A 24,934-nucleotide genomic window follows, 5' to 3' on the forward strand; every position below is an offset into this window, starting at 1 on the left:
TTATCCGCCTATCGACATTTGCAAAATGTCGCCGAGGATGTTGTCTTGCTTACCTAATCTCATGTTATACACTTGTCGATAAGCATAAACATTTTTTACATAATCACGAGTTTCAGTATAGGGGATCAACTCTATCCACAGCTCTGCGGGTATCGCTTGCTGTGGCAGCCATTTCTTCACCCGATAATAACCCGCGTTGTAAGACGCCGTAGCGAGTACTTCGTTACCATCGGTCTTGTTTTTCAGATACTGCAAGTAGTCGGTGCCTAAGCGGATATTGGTGCCGGGTTGCAGCAATCTATGATTAGGCACACGACTTTTACCAATATATTTGGCGGTGCTTGGTAACAGTTGCATTAACCCGTAAGCATCAGCGCGAGAGCGTGCATCGGGCGCAAATGAGCTTTCACGTCTTGCAATCGCAATACTCCATGCCAAATCAATACGGTTCTCTTTGCTGTAACGTTCAAACAAGTCTAAATACGCAAGCGGAAAACGGATCTCGACAAAATCCCAAGCGCCAATTTCAGCTAACGTGAAAATACTGCTGTCATACCAATCAAACTCAGCCGCTAACAGTGAGGCAGCGAGCTTTTCGTCGCGACTGGAAGTACTAGTAAGATAATTCCATTCACGCCGTGCCTCTGTGTAACGCTCCATTTCATAGAGCGCTTTGGCGCGTTTAAAACCCGGTGCGGCAGCGACTTGCTGCTGTAATAACGGCGTAATCGTTAGCGCTTCAGCATTGAGCTGCACAGGTAAGTTAAGCCTCGCTGCGGCCAAAAAGCCATAGTAATGACGCTGCTGTGCTAACTCCTGCCAAAGCGGCTCGGCCTTTTCACGATAACCCAACTGCTGGTGGCTATATGCCAGCCAATATTTTTGCCCTGCGCTCAGCTGCTCATGACCGACAAACAGTGCGACCACCCCTTCCCAATCTTGGTGTTTAAGTTTGTTTGCCAGTAACCACTGCATCAGCTTTTCATCTCGCATCGCGGTAGGTACTTTGTTTAACCAAAAGTTTGCCTCAGGCTCCCCTTTTGACGCCAACGCCAAAGCAAAGCGGTACGCAACTTCGTCCTTTTGCTCAGGACTAAAATTCAACAGGGTTTGGAGTTTATCCCAAGCCCGTAGCGCCAAAGACTTATCGCGCCAGATCAGCCGTTTAATACCATAGACGGCAATTTCGGTTTCTTTTACCGTGCGCTTTTGAAAGCGATATAAACCCGCGGCAGCGCTTGGGTCTTGACGCACCGCAAGATATAAATCAGCAAGATAAGCTTCCTGCTCAGGGAGCAAGGTTTTTAAATATGGCAATAAGGCACTTTGCCCATCTTGCGCAGTTTTAGTGATCCGCTGCCAAATCAATTCTTGAGTCATTCGCCCCGCTTTTTGCCACCGAGAAAATAGCGGATCACAGACTTTGGGCTGGGATGTGCCAACCGTCCACAAGTTGTCTACTTGTGGCAATATGGCACTTGCTGGTGCACCTAAATCAAGCTGATAACGCAAATATAAACACTGCAACTCAGCGTCCCTCGTTTCGCGGTACGCTTCAATAAACTCGCCTTTTTTACCGCGCCTCTTTAGGTAATGCAGCCAACTTTCTCGCACCGGCCACTCCAGCGGGGTGTGTTCGTAGACACTTAAAAAGCGGGTGATTTCTTCTTGATATTTCAAACTTGGGTGGCGTTTGTAGAAAGCCATTTCTACATAAGGGCTGAGCGGATGTTCAAGCGCCGCTAACGCATTGCGAAAAGCGTTGTGATTGCCAGACCAAGCTATTTTCTCGGCATCTTTAAATGCCTGATGATCAACACTGGCGCTGCTGGCTTTAGCGCAAATCGCAAGCCCCACACAACCAATAACCGATAACCATTTTTTCAACATGCTTAATACATAGTCCCGTGAAGTCGTCTACATTGAATGATGCGATGGTAACCAATCACTAAGCTGAGGATGGCTATCAAAAAATGCGCGCATCGATGAGTGTCGTTGCCGTTTGACCCGCACACATTACGGCGCCATAGCTGAATGCGGGCTGGGTAAAACGGGTATGTTTAGCAAAAAACATCACAGCCACACCATAGCATCTCTTGGCTGGTATTTTTAGTTTGCGCGGTAAATTACGGGTAAATTTTTCATTGCATTTTTTTTTTAAAGCAGCGACACTGGGTGAAATTACAACTCATCGTACCAGTGAGCACACGAGGGAGACAAAAGCATGCTATACCAAAGCGAGTCCTTTGTAGTCGACTTTTACAAAGACAACATCGCAGAGTTTAAATTTTGTATGCCGGGCTCGGTAAACAAATTATCTCAGCAAACTTTGCAAGATTGCGGCAAAGCCTTAGCGGAACTTGCCAAGCGTGATGATATTCACGCTATGGTGTTCACCAGTGATAAAGATCATTTCATCATCGGTGCCGACATTTTCGAATTTTTACCTACTTTCCAGTTACCTGAGCAAGAGCTTGTGGGCTGGATCAAAAACGCCACTGATGTCTTCGATGCCATCGAAGATTTACCTTTCCCTACTGTGTCTGCCATCAATGGTATGGCGCTAGGTGGTGGGTGTGAGTGGTTACTAGCTACAGATTACCGGGTTGCTTCTGAAAGCGCTAAAATCGGTTTACCTGAAGTAAAACTGGGGATCATGCCAGGGTTTGGTGGCACCGTACGTTTGCCACGTATCATTGGCCCAGACAATGCTCTAACTTGGATTGCGACAGGCCAAGAAAACCGCGCTGCAGATGCACTAAAAGTAGGTGCAGTGGATGCCGTAGTCAGCCAAGACAAACTCCTTGCTGCCAGCATTAAATTGCTTGAGCAAGCCATTGCTGGCAAGCTTGATTGGCGCGCCAAACGTGCAGTGAAATTATCACCTTTAAAACTCAATAAAGTTGAGCAAGGGATGTGTTTTGCGATGGCAGAAGGCATGGTATTTGGCCAAACTAAAGGTCACTATCCTGCACCTATGATGGCGGTTAAAACCGTTAAAGCCGCAGCAAACTGCACCCGCGCAGAAGCCATGGCGATTGAAAATGCTAACTTTGCAAAACTGGCAAAAACTCCAGAAGCCGCAGCACAAACCGGTATTTTCCTAGCAGATCAACACATTAAAGGTGTTGCTAAGAAACACGCCAAAGCCAACGACAAACCCATTAAACGCGCAGCAGTACTCGGCGCCGGTATTATGGGTGGCGGCATTGCTTACCAATCGGCTTATAAAGGTATTCCGATTGTAATGAAAGACATCCAACCTCAGGCGCTTGAGCTAGGTATGGGTGAAGCAGCCAAGATCTTAGGTAAGAAGGTTGAACGTGGTCATTTGAAGCTCGACAAGATGGTCGCGACGCTTGGCAAGATCCAGCCAACCCTAAACGACCGTGACCTTGAAGGCGTTGATATCATAGTTGAAGCGGTAGTGGAAAACCCACAAGTCAAACAAAAAGTGTTGGCTAGCCTAGAAGCTCAGCTACCTACTGGCACCATTTTAACTTCAAATACCTCAACTATTCGTATCGATGAATTAGCGCAAGCGCTAAAACACCCAGAACATTTCTGCGGTATGCACTTCTTTAACCCAGTGCCAAAAATGCCATTGGTCGAGATCATTCGTGGTGAAAAAACCTCAGATGCAACCATTAATGTCGTGGTCGATTACGCCGTTCAACTCGGTAAATCACCTATCGTGGTGAATGATTGTCCTGGTTTCTTCGTTAACCGCGTGTTATTCCCTTACTTTGCGGGCTTTAGCCAGCTTGTTGTGGAAGGCGCAGATTTTGCCGCTATCGACAAAGTAATGGAAGGCGTATTTGGCTGGCCGATGGGTCCTGCTTACCTCCTAGACGTAGTAGGTATTGATACCGCAAACCATTGCACTGGCGTAATGGCAGATGGCTTCCCAACTCGGATGGCGCGTCAAGACAAAGACCCAGTTGCTGTGCTTGCCAATGCAGGCCGCTTTGGTCAGAAAAACAAATTGGGCTTTTATCAATATGAGCCGGACCGTAAAGGCCGCTTGAAAAAAGCCAAAGATGCAGACGCGATTAGCTTGTTAAGCAGCATTTGCGCAGCGCCGACTCAGTTTGATAAACAAACTATTATCGAACGTTGTATGGTGCCGATGATCAACGAAGTGCTACTGTGCTTACAAGAAGGCATAGTGGCGTCGCCGCAAGAAGCCGATATGGCATTGATTTACGGTATCGGTTTCCCTCCGTTCCGTGGCGGCGCATTCCGTTACCTTGACCAAATTGGTCTGGCAAACTTTGTCGCGATGGCTGATAAATATGCGCACTTAGGCGCCATCTATCAGGTGTCTGAGCAAACTCGCCAATGGGCAGCTGAAGGTAAAGTGTTCTATAAAGTGGAGGGCCTATAACATGTCTCACGTCATGAACCACGCGGTGATCGTAGATTGTATTCGTACCCCTATGGGTCGCTCAAAAGCCGGTGTATTTAGACACCGCCGTGCTGAAGACTTAAGCGCACATTTGATGAAAGGCTTGTTAACCCGTAATCCGCAAGTTGACCCAGCTAGCATTGACGACATTTATTGGGGCTGTGTGCAACAAACCTTAGAACAAGGCTTTAACGTTGCACGTAACGCCGCGTTGTTGGCAGGTATTCCGCATTCAGTGCCAGCCGTTACGGTAAACCGTCTATGCGGCTCATCAATGCAAGCGCTGCATGATGCAGCACGCGCGATTATGACTGGCGCTGGTGATACTTACATCATTGGCGGTGTTGAGCACATGGGTCACGTGCCGATGACGCACGGTGTTGATTTCCATCCAGGTTTGGCAACCTCGGTTGCACAAGCAGCTGGTGTAATGGGTTTGACTGCTGAGTATCTAGCCACCCTCCACGGTATTAGCCGAGAGCAGCAAGATGCGTTTGCAGTCCGTTCCCATCAACGCGCTCACGCGGCAACTGTAGAAGGTCGCTTTAAAGCTGAAATCCTTGCCACTGAAGGCCACGATGATGACGGCGCACTGATCCTCGTTGAAGACGATGAAGTGATCCGCCCAGAAACCAGCCTTGAAGGTTTAGCACAGCTACGCCCAGTATTTAATCCAGCGACTGGTACAGTGACAGCAGGTACTTCATCAGCCTTGTCTGACGGTGCATCAGCTATATTAGTAATGAGCGAAAGCAAAGCCAAAGAACTAGGTTTACCAATTCGTGCTCGCATCAAAGCCATGGCAGTTGCGGGTTGTGACCCGTCTATTATGGGTTACGGTCCAGTGCCTGCGACGCAAAAAGCGTTAAAAGCAGCGGGCCTCACCATTGCAGATATTGATGTAGCTGAGCTCAACGAAGCCTTCGCAGCGCAGTCTTTACCAGTATTAAAAGACTTAGGTTTGCTAGACGTAGCTGACCAAAAAGTAAACCTTAATGGTGGCGCCATCGCACTTGGCCATCCTTTAGGTTGCTCAGGCTCACGGATTAGCACAACTTTGATTAACTTGATGGAAGCCAAAGACGCTAAGTATGGCTTAGCGACTATGTGTATCGGGTTAGGTCAAGGTATTGCAACAGTATTTGAGCGCGTCGAATAAGCCGCGCTCTTCCAATCAACTTGGTGACCAAGGGCAAAGTACTTCATGTACTTTGCCCTTTTTTCTTTACTACCAACAAGGTTTTCTTGTCATTAGAGTCAGGTTAGAATACCGCCTTTAACCAGCACACTTAGAGCGGACTATGAGTTTTGAAAATCCCGATCACACTTTAGATGCCCTTGGTCTTCGCTGCCCAGAGCCCGTGATGATGATCCGCAGCGCCGTGCGCAAAATGCAAAATGGTGAGACATTATTAGTCATAGCGGATGACCCATCCACCACCCGTGATATTCCGAGCTTTTGTGAGTTTATGGACCACACTTTAGTGGCCCAAGAAACGGCCACAGCCCCGTATCGATATTTAATTAAGAAGGGTCTGTAACGGCAACTGTCCTGAGGATTTACTTGTCCGTAGATTGGACTGGATATAAAAAACGAGGCTTTTGCCTCGTTTTCTTATGTTTTGAGTTAGCCTTTAAGTACCGATACTAACGGCTGACGCGGATTGCGGTAATCCAGCTGAATGATATACCAACCTTTGCGCTCTGGCGTAAAGCTAAAGTAGTTGTAAACCGTACGACAATCTGCAACTTGCGCTAGACTTAGCGCTAACTTACCCTCGACCGCATAACCACAGTTATAGCCTTCGCTCCAATTCGCATCGGCGATTTTAAATTCATAGACTTTACCCGGTGTAGTAAACTTTACCCGCGTTTGGTATAGACCCGCTTCCTGTTCACGCATTTGGTAAACTGGATCAGCATCCCATAAAGTAAAATCGCCACGAACAAACATCACTTTATCAATTTTACTGATCACAGTTGTTGTAGTTTGTTGGTCTCGAACTTTGATGCCACTCAGTTGGCTGCTACACGCACTGAGAAACAGCGCCAAAAATGCAATTAATAAGGTATTTTTCATCGCTTTTTTAACGGCTTTGCCCTGTCGGCAAAGCCGCTCCTCGCTTAGTTTTGGAGTACTGAGATATCCGCAGTATTCATAAATAACCGGCTAAGCTGGCTCAATAATGCCAAGCGGTTGTTTTTCACCGCCTCATCATCTGCCATTACCATCACGTTATCAAAGAAGGTATCGACCGCTTCACGCAAGGTTGCAAGACGCGTTAAGGCAGTTTGATAATCACCCGCTGCATAAACTGGCGCCAGCTCAGCAGTTAGCGCAGCGACTTGCGCCGCTAAGGTTTGCTCAGCCGCCTCTTGCAATAGCCCGCTGTTAACATCAGCATCAGTGCTAACGTTATTCTTCGCTAGGATATTGTTTACGCGTTTGTTTGCCGCGGCCAGTGCTTCGGCCTCAGCTAAACTACGGAAGTGACTTACCGCTTTTACGCGACGGTCAAAATCCGCTGGTGAAGAAGGACGACGCGCCAATACCGCTTGGATCACATCGACTGCAATTCCAGCATCTTGATACCAAGCGCGGAAGCGACCTAGCATAAATTCAAACACTTCATCAGCCACATTGGCATTACTCAATTTGTCGCCAAACAAGCTTTGCGCTTTACTGATAATAGTGAGGATATCTAGTGGCAGTGACTTTTCTACCATAATACGTAGCGCACCGATGGCGGCACGGCGTAGTGCAAATGGATCTTTGTCCCCCTTCGGTGCCTGACCAATACCAAAAATACCCACTAAGCTATCAAACTTGTCTGCTAACGCAACTGCGTAACTAATTGGGTTAGACGGCAGCGCGTCTCCAGCAAAACGTGGCATGTACTGCTCGTTTTGTGCCAGTGCCACTTCTTCTGCTTCGCCGTCGATTCGTGCGTAATGCATCCCCATTACACCCTGCACGTCAGTAAATTCCATCACCATATTGGTCATCAAATCGGTCTTACTGAGTAAACCTGCGCGCTCAGCTAGAGCTTTATCCGCACCGAGTTGCTCCGCAATAAAGCCCGCCAATGCAGCAATACGCTCAGACTTGTCTTTGAGCGTACCCAATTGCTGTTGGAATAATACCGTATCAAGTGATGCTAAACGGCTTTCTAGGGTGTGCTTTTTATCAGTTTCGAAAAAGAACTTTGCATCAGCAAGACGTGGACGAACCACTTTCTCGTTACCTGCTATCACCACGCTAGGGTCTTTACTTTCGATGTTAGACACAAACAAGAACTTGTTTAGCAACTTGCCATGTTGGTCTAACAGCGGGAAATACTTCTGGTCGTCCTTCATAGTGCAAATAAGTGCCTCAGCAGGTACTTGCAAGAATGACTCTTCAAATGACGCCGTCAGCGTCACTGGCCATTCAACCAAAGACGTCACTTCATCAAGCAAGTCTTCATCCATTGCAACTACCGCGTTGACAGCTTGCGCTGCCGCCTCGATTTGCGCACGGATTTGTGCTTTACGGGTGTCATAATCAGCAATGACATACACGCCTTTAAGCGTATCGAAAATCGCATCCGCATGAGCAAGTGTGGTGCGCGCTGGATGATGGAAACGGTGACCTTGTAATTGATTACTGATGGTTTTACCCAACACTTCACCCGCCACAATCTCGCGGCCAAATAAGGCCGCCACTGTGTGTACTGGACGAATAAACTGCGTTTTGTACGCGCCCCAACGCATAGGTTTTGGGATAGGTAACTTAGCCAAGGCTTTGTTCATCGCATCGCTAAGGAGCGTAATGGTTTGTTGCCCAGCAACTTTACCGCGATGTAATAGCCATTCACCTTTATCTGTTGCAATGCGCTCAGCTTCAGCAACGGTAATACCACAACCACGCGCCCAACCTTCAGCAGCTTTAGTTGGCTTACCTTCTGCGTCAAACGCCGCAGCAACCGCGGGACCGCGTTTCTCAACAAGCTTGTCTTGCTGCTGGGTTTCCAGTGCCAATACACGTAAGCCTAAACGACGTGGTGAGGCATACCAAGATACGGTCTCAAAGCCTAACTCTAAGCCCGTCAGTTCTGCTTTGAAGTTTTCAGCAAAGGCTTCTGCTAAACCACGCAGCGCCTTTGGTGGTAGTTCTTCTGTACCAATTTCAATAGTTAAATTTTCAGTTGTCATGATCAGTCCTTACAAAGCGGAAAACCTAGCGCTTCACGCGCATCGTAATATGCTTGCGCACAGGCTTTTGACAGCGCACGAACACGCAGGATATAACGCTGACGCTCAGTAACTGAAATCGCATGACGCGCATCTAACAAGTTAAATGCGTGTGAGGCTTTCATTACTTGCTCATAGGCCGGTAATGGTAAACCTGCCTCAATAAGCTTTTGGCTCTCTTGTTCACAGGTATCAAATTGCTTAAACAGCGCATCAACATTAGCGTGTTCAAAATTGTAAGCTGACTGCTCTACTTCGTTTTGGTGGAATACGTCACCGTACGTCACTCGACCACGCGGACCATCAGTCCAAACCAAGTCGTAGATGCTATCCACACCTTGTATATACATAGCGAGACGTTCTAAACCGTAAGTGATTTCACCGGTTACAGGGAAGCACTCTAAGCCCCCTACTTGTTGGAAGTAAGTGAATTGCGTGACTTCCATACCGTTTAACCAGACTTCCCAACCCAGACCCCAAGCACCCAGTGTTGGCGATTCCCAGTTGTCTTCAACGAAACGAATTTCGTTGGTTAAAGTATCAATCCCCATGGCTTGTAATGAGCCAAGATATAATTCTTGAATATTGTCTGGCGACGGCTTCATTACCACTTGGAATTGGTAGTAATGCTGTAAACGGTTAGGGTTTTCACCGTAACGACCGTCTGTTGGACGGCGACATGGCTGCACATAAGCACATGACATTGGCTCTGGACCAATTGATTTTAAAAACGTTAACGGATGGAAAGTCCCCGCGCCCACTTCCATATCGAGTGGCTGGGCAATGACACAGCCTTGCTGCGCCCAATAGTCCTGTAAAGCCAGGATCAACCCTTGAAAGGTTTTGACATCGTATTTTTGCATAGTGGCTTTTATTTTATATGGTCCGGAAGTCAGCTTTAGCTCTGAAACATACTTACCACAAGCAGTTAAGCGGTATTCGGCGCTTGGCCAAAACCTGCGGTGCTTGTCGTTTAATGTGAGCTAAGACGCATTCCTATGATTGAAAATTATGCTCAGTATACCTTGTGGCGTATCAGGTTTTAAGCGATTTATCAGCACTAAGCCATAAAAAAAGGAGGGCTATCCCTCCTTTTTTATCATCTTGTCACGAACTTAGACGTCAAGGTTTACTACGCGTAGCGCGTTTTGCTCGATAAACTCACGACGCGGTTCAACTTGGTCGCCCATCAACGTAGCGAACAATTGGTCTGCAGCAATCGCATCTTCAATAGTGACGCGCAGCATACGACGCGCAGCTGGGTCCATGGTGGTCTCCCACAACTGATCTGGGTTCATCTCTCCTAGACCTTTATAACGTTGTGTATACAAGCCACGCTTCGACTCAGCCATTAGCCATTCCAAGGCTTCAACGAAGTTAGCCACAGGTTGTAGTTTATCACCACGTTGCACTTGACCTTCTTCCTGAACCAGATTGGCAATCAAACTACCGGTTAAAGTAATACGTGCATAATCTTTAGAAGTGATAAAGTCATAGTTAAGTACGTAGGCTTTATCTACACCGTGCTGACGAATATTCACCACTGGGTAGTACAAACCACGCTCTTCATCGTGCTGTACGGTTGCAGAGTAAATGGTTGCATCCACATCTTTATCCACTAAATCAGCAACTAAAGCGTTAGTCCACGCTGTCACATGCGCTTGATCTTGCAACTGCGCCTCGGTCAACGCAGGTTGGTAAATCAGACGCGTCATCACATCTAATGGATATTTGCGATTTAGACGCTCGATCACCTTAACCGTTGATTGGTAATCACGCACCATATTCTCAAGCTGTGCACCCGTTACCGCCGCAATACCTTCACCAGGCAGGATTGACGCGTCTTGTAATGCCAACGTTGTTAGGTATTCCGTTAGTGCACTATCGTCTTTAATATATTGCTCTTGCTTGCCTTTTTTCACTTTATAAAGTGGAGGCTGAGCAATATAGACATAACCACGCTCAATGATTTCTGGCATTTGACGATAGAAGAAAGTCAGTAACAGTGTACGAATGTGCGAGCCGTCGACGTCCGCATCCGTCATGATAATGATACGGTGATAACGGAGTTTCTCTGGATCATATTCATCACGACCGATACCACAACCTAACGCGGTGATCAAAGTCGCCACTTCTTGCGAAGACAACATCTTGTCGAAACGTGCTTTTTCAACGTTTAGGATTTTACCTTTCAACGGCAGAATCGCTTGGTTCTTACGGTTACGACCTTGTTTTGCAGAGCCGCCCGCAGAGTCACCTTCCACTATGTAAAGTTCAGATAAAGCTGGGTCACGCTCTTGGCAGTCGGCTAACTTACCTGGTAAACCAGCTAAGTCCATCGCACCTTTACGTCGTGTCATTTCACGCGCTTTACGTGCAGCTTCACGGGCACGAGCAGCATCAATGATTTTGTTTACCACGATTTTTGAGTCACTCGGATTTTCCAGTAGGAATTCACTGAACTTCTCGTTCATGGCTTGTTCTACCGCCGCCTTCACTTCACTTGAAACCAGTTTATCTTTGGTTTGTGAAGAGAATTTAGGGTCTGGTACTTTAACACTCACCACCGCTGTTAAACCTTCACGGGCATCATCACCTGTGGTAGCAGCTGTGTTATTTTTACCTTTTTTATTGAAGCCTTCCGCTTCCATATAATTGTTTAGTGTACGCGTTAACGCAGCTCGGAAGCCAGCTAAGTGCGTACCACCATCACGTTGTGGAATGTTATTAGTGAAACAGTAAATGTTTTCTTGGAAACCATCATTCCACTGCAGTGACACTTCAACGCTGATACCGTCTTCACGCTCTTGTGAAAAATGGAAAACATTCTGATGAACTGGTGTTTTCTTACGGTTTAAATATTCGATAAACGCTTTAATACCACCTTCATATTTAAAGTGGTCTTGTTTATTTTCTTCGCGTTCATCCAATAAGAAAATGCTCACGCCAGAGTTAAGGAAAGATAACTCACGTAGACGCTTTGCTAAAATATCATAGTGGAAATTGATATCTGAGAAAGTTAATGCCGAAGGCCAAAAACGTAATTCTGTGCCTGTGGTATCTGCTTCACCAATTACAGCAAGTGGCGCATCTGGCACACCATGGGTGTATTTTTGTTGGTGCACTTGCCCAGCACGACGAATGGTAAGCTGGAGCTTTTCCGATAAGGCGTTAACAACCGACACACCAACACCGTGCAAACCACCCGATACTTTATAAGAGTTATCGTCAAACTTACCACCGGCGTGCAGTACCGTCATGATAACTTCCGCCGCCGATACCCCTTCTTCTTTGTGAATGTCAGTCGGAATACCACGACCATTGTCGCGTACTGATACTGAACCATCAGTATGAATGGTTACAAAAATGTCATCACAATATCCTGCTAAGGCTTCGTCGATTGAGTTGTCGACGACCTCAAACACCATGTGATGCAACCCTGTACCGTCATCGGTATCACCGATATACATACCCGGACGCTTTCTTACTGCATCCAATCCTTTCAGTACTTTAATACTCGAAGAATCGTAATTATTAGACATGGTTTGTTCCAATTATTTTGTTATTAGGTTGCCATGTTTCACGTGGAACATTTTCAGTTCTCGTTGCATGGGTTCCACTACCTTCTTAATACTGTGCTCAGAGATCGCGGTAATAAACAACTGCGACTGGCAGAGTTGCAAAAGCTGTGCGACTAATTCGATCGTCTCCTCACTAAGCTCGGAGGGTAAATCATCTATCAGTAAAATAGACTGTTTGTTGCTTTGCGTTTCAATCAAACTATTCTGCGCTATTTTCAACGCATACAGCAATAGCTTTAGTTGCCCACGAGACAATACCTGTTCCACACTCATACCATTGAGTACAAAACTCAGGTCTGCCTTGTGCGGCCCTTTACTTGTATAGCCAAGTTTCGCGTCCCGCTCGAAGTGGGCTTCGAGCTCAAGTTGGAGAGATTCCCCTTTCTTCCAGCCCGTTTGAAAGCGCATTTCCAAGCCCTCATTAAAGGGCAAATAGGACACTATTTTATCAAAGAATAGCCCCTGAAACCTACTTATATACGCTTCTCGGCATGCATTTACTTGCATAGCCAGTCTAACAAATTCTTTATCCCAATACTTTATCTGTTCCGAATATTTCTGAGGTTTCGTTTTCAATAACGCATTGCGCTGTTTTAGCACTTGGGAAAATTGCTGCCATGCCAACACAAATTCATGTTCCACGTGGAACACCCCTAAATCCAGAAATTTTCGCCGCTCTTTCGGGCCGCCAAAAAACAACGCATAGCTCTCTGGAGTGATCACTTGAACCGGCAATAATTGCGCCAATTCAGATAAACGCTTCGCTATCTTACCTTGGATTTTTATGACACTGTCACCCGCTTGGTCTTTACTGATCCCAACCGGTATAGACAAATGATGAAGCTGCTTTTTGCCGTGTACAATACATTGTGATTGCTGATGTTTTATCATCAACTTGTTGTTGGTAGTGCGAAAAGATTTGCCGTGAGACAGAAAATAAATGGCTTCAAGAATACTCGATTTGCCACTGCCATTGGCACCCAAGATCACATTAACATGCTCACTGGGCACCAAAGACAAAGCCTCGATATTCCGAAACTGGGCGAGGCTAAGTTGGGTTAAGCTCATACATTAGCGGCTACAAACGCATCGGCATAACAACGTACATGGCATCGTCTTCACCTGCCGCTTCAATCAGTGCGCTACTGTTGGTATCCGATAAGGTAAAGGTCACGTCTTCAGTTCGTACGGTGTTAAGGACATCTAACAAGTACGAGACATTGAAACCAATTTCCAAATCGCCACCTTGATACATCACCTCAACCACTTCTTCGGCTTGCTCTTGCTCAGGGTTATTGGCACTAATTTTCAATAAACCATTAGTAAGGTTCAAACGCACGCCACGGAATTTTTCGTTCGACAAAATCGACACTCGTTGAAATGCACTGCGTAACCATTCTCGGTTTGCCGTCACTATCTTATCCCCACCACGCGGTAGCACACGGCGATAATCGGGGAAACGGCCATCCACTAATTTACTGGTAAAGGTAAATTCGCTGTCTAAGATACGAATATGGTTGGCACCAAACTGAATGGTGATCAACTGTTCATCAGCCACCATCAAACGCATAATTTCTTGCACGCCTTTACGCGGGATGATCAGCTGACGCTGCGTACCCACAGACGTTGATAAATGCGCTTGCGCTAATGCTAAACGATGACCATCAGTGGCCACGGTTTTAATTTCCGCGTTATCCACTTCAAAAGACATACCATTAAGATAATAACGGACGTCCTGATTCGCCATCGAGAAATGGGTGCTTTCCATTAGGCGGCGTAATTCTAACCGCGTTAATTGAAACTCAACTTCACCATCCCATGACTCAAGATTGGGAAAATCTTCCGCAGCTAAAGTGGTTAAAGAAAAACGGCTTTGACCACTGGTTAGCAGTAACTGATGCTCTTGACTGCTTAAAGTCAGCGTTGAACCTTCAGGTAAACTTTTACAAATATCCAATAATTTTTTAGCCGGTAAGGTTGTTTTAGTGTCGGCAACCGCTTCTTCTAATACCACACTTGCTACCAATTCAATTTCTAAATCGGTACCAGTCATAAAAAGTTGCCCGTCTTTTACTTCAAGTAAGACGTTAGCAAGTATCGGCAAGGTGTGCTTTCTTTCGATAGCACCAGACACTTGCATCAATGGCTTCAAAAATTGCTCTCTTGATATTGTAATATGCATGATTGTTTAGCCCTTAAGACGACAGCGTTCTGATCAGGTTTTGATAATCTTCTTTTACTTCATGGCTTTCATCACGTAAAGCTTTCACTTTACGGCAAGCATGTAGCACAGTGGTGTGATCGCGACCACCAAAAGCATCCCCGATTTCAGGTAAACTATGATTGGTTAGCTCTTTTGACAAAGCCATTGCCACCTGACGTGGACGAGCCACTGAACGGCTACGACGCTTCGACAATAAATCCGAAACACGAATACGGTAATATTCCGCAACCGTACGTTGGATATTATCTATCGTTACCAATTTATCTTGTAACGCCAACAAGTCGCGTAGCGCTTCTTTCACAAAATCGATAGAAATGGGTCGACCGGTAAAATTCGCATTGGCGATAACTCGGTTTAATGCCCCTTCCAATTCACGCACGTTCGAACGTAATTTCTTGGCAATAAAAAAGGCCACTTCATGGGGCAGATTAATATTACTCTGCTGCGCCTTCTTCATTAAGATTGCGACGCGAGTTTCAAGTTCTGGTGGTTCAATGGCAATGGTTAAGCCCCAACCAAAACGTGATTTCAATCTGTCTTCAACCCCTTCAATTTCTTTAGGGTAACGATCAGAAGTCAAAATGATTTGCTGATTACCTTCTAATAAAGCATTAAAGGTATGAAAGAATTCTTCTTGTGAACGCTCTTTATTGGCAAAAAATTGAATGTCATCAATCATCAACGCATCCACACTACGGTAAAAACGCTTGAATTCTTCAATTGCATTATTTTGTAGTGCCTTAACCATATCTTGTACAAAACGCTCAGAATGCATATAAACAATTTTCGCATCCTGCTTTTTCGCCAAAATACCGTTACCAACCGCATGTAATAAGTGGGTCTTACCTAAGCCTGTGCCACCATAAATAAAGACTGGGTTAAATGCAGAGCCTGGATTGTCTGCCACTTGTACCGCAGCCGCTTTTGCCAATTGGTTAGACTTACCCTCAACAAAGTTATCAAAGGTGTAGTTTTCTTTAATATTGGTTTTAAAACCTGATTTTGGCGCCGGTTCTACTTTTTCGCGCGCTTCTTGCGGCTTTACTTCATTACTGACAGCGACCTCAGCACGCGTAGCTGTGGTTTGTTGTAATACTGGCTTACTGCCAACATCAAAACGTAGTTCTGGCGCTTCGTTACCACAGATCTCTACTAAGAGTTCATTAATACGATTGAGATATTTTTCGCGGACCCAATCCAATACAAAACGGTTGGGCGCATAAATGGTCAGCGTATCTTCGGTGCTTTCTGCTTGTAGTGGTCTTACCCACATATTGAATTGCTGGGCAGGCAACTCATCTTGCAATACGTATAAACAACTTTGCCAAACCGACAGATACACAATGTACTCCAAGTCAAATTACTAGTTATTCCCGGACATCATATCTGATGGGGAATTAACCTGTTTTTATCGTTCTAAAAGAGGTGAAAGCCGAGTATTATGAAGCTACTTTATCCACAAGTTCAATATTGACTTTTTGGAAAACCATGATCTCACCGAGTTATTGATATAATCTATTGATATTTATAGTTATATTTTTTTAATTTAGAGCCTAGATCTTAGCACAAAGCGCTTAAGATCTCACCCCGAAATTGCGATCAATTTGAGTTTTCCAGAGCTTTTTGCCATCTTGCTGACACAAACTGTGGAAAACTCTACTCTTTATAGATCTTGCGAGATCTTCAAGTTGATCTTATGATCGGCGCGCTGCAAACAGCACAGTTTTGACATTCCTTGCGAAGATCAGGTGTGCATGTTGCCTTATGGCAGTGCTAATCTGTTGATATTTTCAGCGCGGTAAGTAGATTATCATTGACTTTAAAACGGGGCAGCAGTAATATCTCGCGCTCGCAATGGCACCTGTGCCAGGATCGCGACCTGCATAGGATGTTTTAACTCAACCGATCGGATGGAATTGTTATGAAAAGAACTTTTCAACCTAGCGTATTAAAGCGTAAGCGTACTCACGGTTTCCGTGCACGTATGGCTACTAAGAACGGCCGTAAAGTATTAGCACGTCGTCGTGCTAAAGGTCGTAAAGTATTAAGTGCTTAATACTTAGTGAAAAGCTTTAGCTTTGGCAGGGAGTTACGTTTGTTAACTCCCTCGCACTACTCAAGAGTCTTCCAAGAACCCGCACGTGCTGCGACCCCTTTCTTTACTTTATTAGCCAAACCCAATTCAGAGTCTCAACCTCGCCTTGGTCTTACTGTTGCTAAAAAACATGTTAAAAAAGCCTGTCAACGTAATCGCATAAAACGCTTAGCGCGAGAGAGTTTTCGCTTACAACGCCACCAGCTAGATAACATTGATATTGTATTGATGGTTAAAAAAGGCATAGATGAACAAAGCAACGAAGAAATTTTGCAGCAACTCGGTAAGTTGTGGCGCAAAATAAATGAACGTTGCCAACCTGGTTATACTCCACCGCCCTTTAAACCACGTACACCACATAAACCACGTGCTAAAAAAGCGTAATAAAGGCAGGTCGATTTGCCATTAACATGGCTTTATTAACCCAATTACGTTACCCTTAGCTCACCTTTTAATCGTCCTCATGTCGGTCTATGTTAAACGCTTTGCGTCAGCTGCCAAAACAGCTGGCACTTACCTTTATTAAAGGCTATCAACGTTTTATCAGTCCGTTACTGGGGCCGCACTGTCGCTTTAATCCTACCTGCTCTCATTATGCAATTTCTGCTATTAATTTACATGGAATGCGAAAAGGGAGTTGGTTAGCGCTTAAACGCATATTAAAATGTCACCCTTTAAATCCAGGCGGCGATGATCCGGTGCCTGAAAACGCTAAGCATACTAATCACCAACACGAGAAATAAGAGCTGTTATGGAATCGCAACGCACGTTTTTATTTATCGGTTTGTTGCTTGTGTCATTTTTGTTATTCACTGAATGGCAAAAAGACTATAACAAGCCAATAGCTGATACCAGTGCCACCCAGACTACGACCGTGGCGTCGTCAAGTAATACAGATGCAGATGTACCTACATCCACCTCTGGCTTACCACCACAAGTGACAACTCAAGCTGATCGTCAGCTTATCTCTGTCACCACCGATGTACTGGCGATTAAAATCGACAGTAAAGGTGGCGACATTGTTGAAGCCAAGTTACTTAAGCATATGGAAAAGCATGGCAGCGACATTCCTTATTTGCTACTAGGTGAATTTGAAGGCAAACAATACCACTCACAAAGTGGTTTGGTTGGCTTAAATGGCCCAGATGCCGCCAAAGAAGGTCGTCCGGTTTATCAATCAGCGCAGAGTGAGTATACACTTACTGGTGATAGCCTAGTTGTTCCGCTGACTTATGTAGATGGTAAAGGGGTTACGTTTACTAAAACCTATACTTTCAAACCGGGTAACTACGATGTCGTGATGAACTACGATATCAATAACCCGACTGCTGAGCCAATTCAAGTACAGCTCTATACGCAAATTAAGCGTACAGTACAAGATAAAGGCAGCATGGTTGACCAAACTTATTTAGGGGCAACCTATGGTACCAGCGAAGAGCCTTATGAGAAGTACTCGTTCAGCGATATGGCTGAAGCGAATCTAAATAAAGCGACCCAAGGTGGTTATATTGCGTTTATTCAACACTACTTTGTGAGTGCTTGGGTACCAGAGCAAAACACCAACAACTTAATTTACTCGGCAATTCGTAATGGCCAAGGCATCATTGGGATTAAAGCTGAGCCAGTAAATATCGCTGCGGGTGATCAAGCTACACTCAGTGCACAATATTATATGGGCCCGAAGGATACCGATGCACTTGAAGCTATCCATTCTGATCTCGACCTGACAGTGGACTACGGCTGGCTATGGTTTATTTCACAGCCTCTTCTTAACTTACTGAAGTTACTTCATAGCTTTATTGGCAACTGGGGCTTTGCAATTATCGCCATTACTTTAATTGTAAAAACACTGCTCTACCCTTTGACCAAAGCGCAATACACCTCAATGGCGAAAATGCGTATGCTGCAACCTAAGATGCAAGCATTGAAAGAGCGCTATGGTGATGACCGTCAAAAATTCGGTCAAGCTATGATGGAAATGTACCGCAAAGAAAAAGTGAACCCTATGGGTGGCTGTTTCCCTCTGTTACTGCAAATGCCAATCTTCTTAGCTTTGTTCTATGTATTCCTTGAATCGACTGAACTACGCCATGCTGAATTTGGTTTGTGGTTAACTGACTTATCATCTAAAGATCCGTACTTTGTGCTACCAATCCTATTTGGTGCCAGTATGTTCCTGACGCAAAAATTACAGCCAATGACTGTGACTGATCCAATGCAGCAAAAAATGATGACTTGGATGCCAGTGATTTTCTCAGTATTCTTCCTTTGGTTCCCATCTGGTCTAGTACTTTACTGGTTGGTTTCAAACATTATCTCTATCGCGCAGATGCTTTACATCTACCGTGGAATGGAAAAGCAAGGAATGAAAGTACGCGGCTAAGTTAAGCCCGACGAATAAAAAACGCCTGCGATACTGCAGGCGTTTTTGTTTGTGCAGCACTAACTTTACCTGCTGTCACCTACCACCTGTTCTTATTCCGTTCATGCTTAACGCGAGCTCAAATATTCCTATTTAGACTTTGTGACAAGTCTTCATAAACCACCTGTAATATAAAATCGGCTGCATCAATTGCTCGCTGAGCTTGCGCCAGCGCTTGGGTAATTTGCCAAAGCACTTTATAAAATTCACCATAATAAAGATGATAACGCGCTTACGTGGCAATGTTAGAGGTACTAGGTGTAATGGTTCTGAATAGGTGCTCTACCGTATCAATATCACCTAACCGCCAATGCAACTGCGCTAATTCGAGCTGAGTTGGTAAATGCGTTGGCATTTGCAATAATGCCGCTTCAAAATAAGTTTTGGTCTTTGCTCAGTCAATCCCTGAACATCGCGAAAATAATCGCGCATACTCGGATAAAGTTGACTACCATGCGGCTGTTGTGACGGTTTCAGCCTCTTTAACTGGGCGGTTAACTGACCTGCAACAAGCGGAAACAGCTCGACAATCAGCGAATGTTGCTTATCACCATAGCTGGCTTGCAATACAAACTCGACGAGGTTAAATCGAAGCGAAACTGACTAAAATACAACACTGTGTGATTTATCCTTAGACAAACCCAAAACCCCGCTCCAAGATACAGATATTGTTTGCTTACTATACCTGACAAATGCTGATTGCTGTACAATTAAGCCTATTAAACAATCAGTCAAAGAGTCGTCATGATTGCACAAGACACCATAGCAGCGCAGGCTACCGCACCCGGTCGGGGTGGCGTTGGTATCATCCGCGTATCTGGTCAACTTGCCAAACAAGTTGCTGAACATATTCTCGGCAAGTGCCCAAAAACTCGCTACGCCGAGTACCTGCCATTTAACACCCTTACAGGCGAGCAACTCGATCAAGGCATTGCTTTATTCTTTCAAGGGCCCAATTCTTTTACCGGCGAAGATGTATTAGAACTGCAAGGCCACGGCGGCCCAGTTATTCTGGATATGCTGCTGCGCGAAATTTGCCAATTAGACGGTGTGCGTCTTGCTAAACCCGGTGAGTTCTCAGAGCGTGCGTTTTTAAACGATAAATTGGATCTCACCCAAGCCGAAGCCATTGCGGATCTTATTAATGCGACCAGTGAACAAGCCGCCAAAAGTGCCCTGCACTCATTACAAGGCAGCTTTTCTAAGCATATTCACACGCTGGTGGAACAAGTCATTCACTTACGTATGTATGTGGAAGCGGCGATAGATTTTCCCGATGAAGAAATCGACTTTTTATCAGATGGCAAAGTATCGGCAGATCTCAACGCCATCATTGCTCAACTGGCTGAAGTAAGGCAACAAGCCAAGCAAGGCAGTATCATGCGTGAAGGCATGAAAGTGGTAATTGCAGGCCGCCCCAATGCGGGTAAATCAAGTTTATTGAATGCCTTAGCTGGCCGTGAAGCCGCCATTGTCACAGACATTGCCGGCACCACCCGCGACGTACTGCGTGAACATATCCATATCGATGGTATGCCTTTGCATATTATCGACACCGCAGGCTTACGAGACAGCCCAGACAAAGTCGAGCAAATCGGGATTGAACGGGCATGGGATGAGATCCGCGGTGCAGATCACGTGCTATTTATGCTCGATGGTCAAGAAACCACAGAGACTGATCCGGAGCATATTTGGCCGGAGTTTATCCACCAATTGCCGCCAGCCATGGCACTCACGGTTATTCGCAATAAAATTGATTTAAGCAATGAAGTCGCTGGTTTATGCCAACAAGGCCGTTACCCAGTACTGAGACTCAGTGCTAAAGATGAAATTGGCATTGATACCCTACGTGAACATCTTAAGGCCTGTATCGGTTACCAAGGTGCCACTGAAGGGGGCTTTATGGCACGCCGTCGTCATTTAGATGCTTTAGAACGTGCTGCGGAGCACCTTGAAATCGGTCGCGATCAACTGGAAATGCACATAGCTGGAGAAATTCTTGCTGAAGAACTGCGCCTCTGCCAGCAATACCTAAACGAGATCACAGGAGAATTTACTTCTGATGACCTCCTCAGCAAGATCTTTTCGTCTTTTTGTATCGGGAAGTAAAAGAGTAAAACGTATCACACCAAATCAAAACAACATTATGATTTTAAAATAATGTTGTTTTATTGGGTGGCAAGTAATTAAATGAGTGCTGAAAATGAGACCTTAGTCCATCACAGATGACGCTGGTCCATAAATAGCCTGACACACTGAGTTACGCCCTAGACTTGCTTAATCGGCCAACTTAGAAGATAAGTCGCCCCATCTCTAGCCACCCAAATTGATGTACTTGAGATGCAGATATTCCTCGATGCCGTGAGAAGAACCTTCGCTACCAAGGCCACTTTGCTTAACACCGCCAAACGGTGCGACTTCCGTGGTGACCAAACCAGCATTGACGCCAACCATACCACTCTCCAACGCACGCGATACGCGCAATACGCGTGACAGATTACGCGTGTAGAAATATGAGGCTAATCCAAACTCCGTCGCATTGGCTTTGTCGATAGCTTCTTGCTCCTCTTTAAAGCGAAACAAAGCAGCCACCGGACCAAACGTTTCTTCATGCGCTATCAACATGTTATCGGCGGCATTGGCAATCACTGTTGGCTCGAAGAAAGTTGCCCCGAGTGAATGAGGTTTACCACCAACAAGAACCTGACCACCTTTGCTTATCGCATCCGCTAGGTGTTCTTCAACCTTAGTGACTGCGGCACTATTGATGAGTGGACCTTGCTGCACATCGGGGTCAAAACCGTTGCCAACTTTGATAGTCCCTACGCGCTCAGCAAAGCGCCGTGCAAATTCATCATAAATACTGTCTTGTACGTAAAAGCGATTGGTACAAATGCAGGTCTGCCCACTGTTACGATACTTTGATGCAAGCGCCCCCTCGATAGCTGCGTCGATATCCGCATCCTCGAACACGATGAAAGGAGCATTCCCACCCAACTCTAACGAGAGCTTCTTCATTGTGTCTGCGGATTGCCCATAGAGCAGCTTACCAACACGAGTGGATCCGGTAAAAGTCAGCTTACGCACGCGTGCATCAGCTGTCAGTTCACCACCAATCACTGCCGCATCACCCGTTACGACATTTACAACACCAGCTGGGATACCCACTTTTTCAGCTAATACTCCCCATAACAAACCGCTGTAAGGTGTCAATTCAGCGGGTTTGACCACTATGGTACAACCTGCGGCCAGTGCTGGAGCAACCTTGCGTGCTAGCATCAAGAAGGGAAAATTCCACGGCGAAATCGCCGCAACAACTCCAACAGGCTCACGAGTCACCAGAACTTGGCGTCCTTGCCAAGGCGATGGAATGATTTCACCATTTATCCGTCGCGCCTCCTCTGCAAACCACTGGATGTAATCAGCACCCAACGTTATTTCTGCTCGAGCTTCAACCTGTGGCTTTCCTTGCTCTAGAGTGAGCGTAGCCGCGAGATCATCCAAGTTTTCGCGTACCAGTCGCGCCATCATTTGCAGCAGCTCCGCACGCTCAAATGCAGTGGTCATTGACCAGTGTTGAAAAGCCGCATGAGCCGCATCAATAGCCTGGTGGGTTTCAATAGCGCCAGAACGGGCTATAGTGCCAATCTGTTTACCCGTTGCAGGGTCTTCCACAACCAAGCTGCGGCCATCATTGGCACCGCGCCATTGACCATTAATGTAATTGGTTTCCCGCAACCAGCCTGTGGCTTGTATGTATTCAAGCATTACTATCTCCTATACTTTTAATTAGAGAAAAATCAGCTCAGGCGTAAACCTCTGCGACAACTCATACCTCATTACTGAAAGGCTCATGTGGCAACTAAACTCAATCTCCCTCTTCCACCTGAGCAGTCATAAGTTCGAGGATTGTCATCACATCGACGCTTGCGATTAATTCACCATATTCAAGTGATTGAGCAACAATCTTGCTACCGGCGCCGAAGATGCAGGATTCTGACCTGTTATCAGCAAACCATCCTCAACCACATACGATGACCAATCATCGCCACATGAGAAGTTACCTCCTTTGGCTTTGAGTTCATCTTCGACCAAGAAAGGCACAACATTCGTTAATTCCACGGCGGCTTCCTCTGTATTCGTAAAGCCAGTCACCTGTAAACCTTCGACTAGAGGACGACCATCCGGCTTTTTGACGTGACGCAGCACGCCAGGTGCATGACAAACCAACGCGATAGGTTTATTCGCCGCAAGGAAGGCTTCAATCAACGAGATTGAATGCATGTCTTCAGCTAAATCCCAAAGCGGGCCGTGGCCACCGGGATAAAACACAGCATCAAAATCAGCTTGATCCACGCTATCCAAGCGCACGGTTGCTGCAAGTTGAGCTTTGGCTTGTACATCTGCTGTGAAACGGCGGGTGTCATCTGTTTGAAACGCAGGTTCATTGCTTTTAGGGTCAAGCGGAGGCTGTCCACCTTGCGGTGAAGCCAGCACAATCTCGGCTCCAGCATCTTTAAATACGTAATAAGGAGCGGCTAGCTCTTCAAGCCAGAAACCCGTTTGCTTGCCCGTATTACCGAGCGTATCGTGGGAAGTGAGTACGATTAGGACTTTCATTTTGGGATCCTTCTGTCAAATAATGTCACATAAGAATAGCGTTGCCGCCAATATTAGGATTTTGACTAACCATATTGGTTTGTCAGCAAAACAATAATGACTCCTGCCCACATATTTCAGAAATTTACTTCTATAATTCTAGATATACACATGAGGCTATATCTGGATGAGATACGATCTGAATCTGCTCCCTGTTTTTTTGATGCTAATGGAGGAGCGAAGTGTGACAAGGGCCGCTGAGCGATTGGGGATAACCCAGCCTGCGTTGTCCAATTCTCTGAACCGCCTACGAGATACTTTCCAAGATCCGCTATTTATTCGAGCAAGATATGGCATAAAACCGACGCAACTGGCTGAGGAAATTACACCTACGATTGCGGCGGCGCTGGCGCAGTTAGATGAGTTGATAGTCAACCAGCAAGAGTTTCAACCTGAAAACGCGGAGCGACTATTCACACTTGCGCCCAACAGCTATGTGGAACTGGTATTAATGCCAGCTCTTATTGCAAAAGCGCGAGCACTAGCCCCCAAGATCAAGTTCCGAATGACTCCATTTGGCAATGATCTGGCCGAAACCGGCGCCATCTCTGGGACCACAGCTATGGTGTTAGGCAGAATTGTCTCGCCACCAGACAATTTTGTTGTTCAACACTTGATGGATGATGGACTTGCCTGTGTGGTGCGCAAAGATCATCCTGACATCCAAAACGCTATTTCCCGATATCAGTATGAAAAACTCAAACATGTGAATGTACTCCCACCAGGGAAACTAAGAGCTGGCCTTTTTCAAGCCTTGGATCAACAAAACCTAAAACGGGAAGTCGCTGTTTCTGTTACTCATTTTCTCGCTATCCCAGAAATACTCGTGGTCACAAATTATTGCGCTACTTTGCCAAAACTGCTCTGCAAAATCCTAGAGCGAGACCCTCGTCTTAAAATACTGCCAACCCCCGTTGATCTTGGCAGCTTTCCCATACACATGGGCTGGCACGTTCGCTATCGTCTTGATCCTGCACACCGTTGGCTACGCATGCTTGTTCAACAACTCGTAAAAGAAATAACATAGAAAAATAAGTGGATATTGACACTATCACTACTCCTTTTTGACTCAATGCAAAAATACAACATCGCAACCAATGTGGTTTATCGGTAAATAACCGAGTGTATTTATGAGTTTTGGTTTCGACCGTCATTGCACTATCACAAGCAAAAACGTTATTTCGCCCCACATTAGCTTTGCTTTTTCGGCCAATCCCCCTCGCCTTCGGCTTAGATCAGGCACAATCGCCACCTAGAGATCCCGTTTTTTAGATTTTTTTCTTATATAGATCACCTATATTTGATCTATAAA

At 45.7% G+C, this 24,934-nt stretch carries 20 protein-coding genes; 9 read left to right on the plus strand and 11 right to left on the minus strand.

Annotated elements, in window-relative coordinates:
* Positions 1-1,887, minus strand: coding sequence for a transglycosylase SLT domain-containing protein (locus ACFOEE_RS11865; RefSeq protein WP_377124680.1), 1,887 nt, complete (start codon positions 1,885-1,887; stop codon positions 1-3).
* Positions 1,888-2,224: 337 nt separating this feature from the next.
* Between ACFOEE_RS11865 and fadB the strand changes: the two genes are divergently transcribed.
* From fadB to tusA, 3 genes are all read left to right on the plus strand, one after another.
* Positions 2,225-4,387, plus strand: coding sequence for a fatty acid oxidation complex subunit alpha FadB (gene fadB, locus ACFOEE_RS11870; RefSeq protein ID WP_377124483.1), 2,163 nt, complete (start codon positions 2,225-2,227; stop codon positions 4,385-4,387).
* A gap of 13 nt (positions 4,388-4,400) precedes the next feature.
* The gene (fadA, locus tag ACFOEE_RS11875; RefSeq protein ID WP_377124682.1) at positions 4,401-5,567 is read left to right on the plus strand and encodes an acetyl-CoA C-acyltransferase FadA; all 1,167 of its coding nucleotides are present in this window, start codon (positions 4,401-4,403) and stop codon (positions 5,565-5,567) included.
* Between the two features lie 142 nt (positions 5,568-5,709).
* Entirely contained in the window at positions 5,710-5,949 is a 240-nt protein-coding gene (tusA, locus tag ACFOEE_RS11880) for a sulfurtransferase TusA (protein WP_377124485.1), read from the plus strand.
* Positions 5,950-6,035: 86 nt separating this feature from the next.
* Here the strand turns inward: tusA and ACFOEE_RS11885 are convergent, their stop codons facing one another.
* The 7 genes from ACFOEE_RS11885 to dnaA form a co-directional block, all read right to left on the minus strand.
* A complete protein-coding gene (locus ACFOEE_RS11885; protein ID WP_377124487.1) occupies positions 6,036-6,488 on the minus strand; it encodes a hypothetical protein in 453 nt (150 codons plus the stop codon).
* A gap of 44 nt (positions 6,489-6,532) precedes the next feature.
* Positions 6,533-8,602, minus strand: a complete 2,070-nt coding sequence (glyS, locus tag ACFOEE_RS11890) for a glycine--tRNA ligase subunit beta (RefSeq protein WP_377124489.1) — start codon at positions 8,600-8,602, stop codon at positions 6,533-6,535.
* Positions 8,603-8,604: 2 nt separating this feature from the next.
* Positions 8,605-9,504 (minus strand): glycine--tRNA ligase subunit alpha, encoded by a 900-nt coding sequence (gene glyQ / locus ACFOEE_RS11895; RefSeq protein ID WP_377124491.1) that lies wholly within the window; start codon positions 9,502-9,504, stop codon positions 8,605-8,607.
* Between the two features lie 252 nt (positions 9,505-9,756).
* Positions 9,757-12,183, minus strand: a complete 2,427-nt coding sequence (gene gyrB, locus ACFOEE_RS11900; RefSeq protein ID WP_377124493.1) for a DNA topoisomerase (ATP-hydrolyzing) subunit B — start codon at positions 12,181-12,183, stop codon at positions 9,757-9,759.
* Between the two features lie 12 nt (positions 12,184-12,195).
* Complete coding sequence (gene recF, locus ACFOEE_RS11905; RefSeq protein ID WP_377124495.1) at positions 12,196-13,290, minus strand: DNA replication/repair protein RecF; 1,095 nt, start codon at positions 13,288-13,290, stop codon at positions 12,196-12,198.
* Between the two features lie 10 nt (positions 13,291-13,300).
* Complete coding sequence (gene dnaN, locus ACFOEE_RS11910; protein WP_377124497.1) at positions 13,301-14,404, minus strand: DNA polymerase III subunit beta; 1,104 nt, start codon at positions 14,402-14,404, stop codon at positions 13,301-13,303.
* 13 nt (positions 14,405-14,417) lie between these two features.
* Entirely contained in the window at positions 14,418-15,788 is a 1,371-nt protein-coding gene (gene dnaA, locus ACFOEE_RS11915) for a chromosomal replication initiator protein DnaA (RefSeq protein ID WP_377124499.1), read from the minus strand.
* Positions 15,789-16,367: 579 nt separating this feature from the next.
* On the opposite strand from dnaA, the gene rpmH reads away from it, so the two are divergent.
* The 4 genes from rpmH (at position 16,368) to yidC (ending at position 18,924) form a co-directional block, all read left to right on the plus strand.
* Positions 16,368-16,502, plus strand: coding sequence for a 50S ribosomal protein L34 (gene rpmH / locus ACFOEE_RS11920; RefSeq protein WP_010376846.1), 135 nt, complete (start codon positions 16,368-16,370; stop codon positions 16,500-16,502).
* A gap of 6 nt (positions 16,503-16,508) precedes the next feature.
* Positions 16,509-16,925 (plus strand): ribonuclease P protein component, encoded by a 417-nt coding sequence (gene rnpA / locus ACFOEE_RS11925; RefSeq protein ID WP_377124501.1) that lies wholly within the window; start codon positions 16,509-16,511, stop codon positions 16,923-16,925.
* Positions 16,926-17,014: 89 nt separating this feature from the next.
* Positions 17,015-17,284: a membrane protein insertion efficiency factor YidD gene (gene yidD / locus ACFOEE_RS11930; protein ID WP_377124503.1), complete on the plus strand. Its 270-nt coding sequence runs from the start codon at positions 17,015-17,017 to the stop codon at positions 17,282-17,284.
* Positions 17,285-17,292: 8 nt separating this feature from the next.
* Complete coding sequence (gene yidC / locus ACFOEE_RS11935) at positions 17,293-18,924, plus strand: membrane protein insertase YidC (RefSeq protein WP_377124505.1); 1,632 nt, start codon at positions 17,293-17,295, stop codon at positions 18,922-18,924.
* 271 nt (positions 18,925-19,195) lie between these two features.
* On the opposite strand, the gene ACFOEE_RS11940 is transcribed toward yidC, so the two are convergent.
* The gene (locus ACFOEE_RS11940) at positions 19,196-19,318 is read right to left on the minus strand and encodes a hypothetical protein (protein ID WP_377124507.1); all 123 of its coding nucleotides are present in this window, start codon (positions 19,316-19,318) and stop codon (positions 19,196-19,198) included.
* A gap of 389 nt (positions 19,319-19,707) precedes the next feature.
* On the opposite strand from ACFOEE_RS11940, the gene mnmE reads away from it, so the two are divergent.
* Positions 19,708-21,072, plus strand: a complete 1,365-nt coding sequence (gene mnmE / locus ACFOEE_RS11945; protein WP_377124509.1) for a tRNA uridine-5-carboxymethylaminomethyl(34) synthesis GTPase MnmE — start codon at positions 19,708-19,710, stop codon at positions 21,070-21,072.
* Between the two features lie 204 nt (positions 21,073-21,276).
* Here the strand turns inward: mnmE and ACFOEE_RS11950 are convergent, their stop codons facing one another.
* Both ACFOEE_RS11950 and ACFOEE_RS11955 read right to left on the minus strand, forming a co-directional pair.
* Positions 21,277-22,731, minus strand: a complete 1,455-nt coding sequence (locus tag ACFOEE_RS11950; protein WP_377124511.1) for an NAD-dependent succinate-semialdehyde dehydrogenase — start codon at positions 22,729-22,731, stop codon at positions 21,277-21,279.
* A 165-nt stretch (positions 22,732-22,896) separates the two neighbouring features.
* On the minus strand, positions 22,897-23,583 hold the full coding sequence (locus tag ACFOEE_RS11955; protein WP_377124513.1) for a type 1 glutamine amidotransferase domain-containing protein: 687 nt from the start codon (positions 23,581-23,583) through the stop codon (positions 22,897-22,899).
* A 166-nt stretch (positions 23,584-23,749) separates the two neighbouring features.
* Here ACFOEE_RS11955 and ACFOEE_RS11960 point away from each other — a divergent pair, with 166 nt between their 5' ends.
* Positions 23,750-24,649 (plus strand): LysR family transcriptional regulator, encoded by a 900-nt coding sequence (locus ACFOEE_RS11960; protein WP_377124515.1) that lies wholly within the window; start codon positions 23,750-23,752, stop codon positions 24,647-24,649.
* Positions 24,650-24,934 lie beyond the last annotated feature (285 nt).

The sequence above is a fragment of the Pseudoalteromonas fenneropenaei genome (assembly GCF_042643375.1).
Classification (GTDB): Bacteria; Pseudomonadota; Gammaproteobacteria; order Enterobacterales; family Alteromonadaceae; genus Pseudoalteromonas; species Pseudoalteromonas fenneropenaei.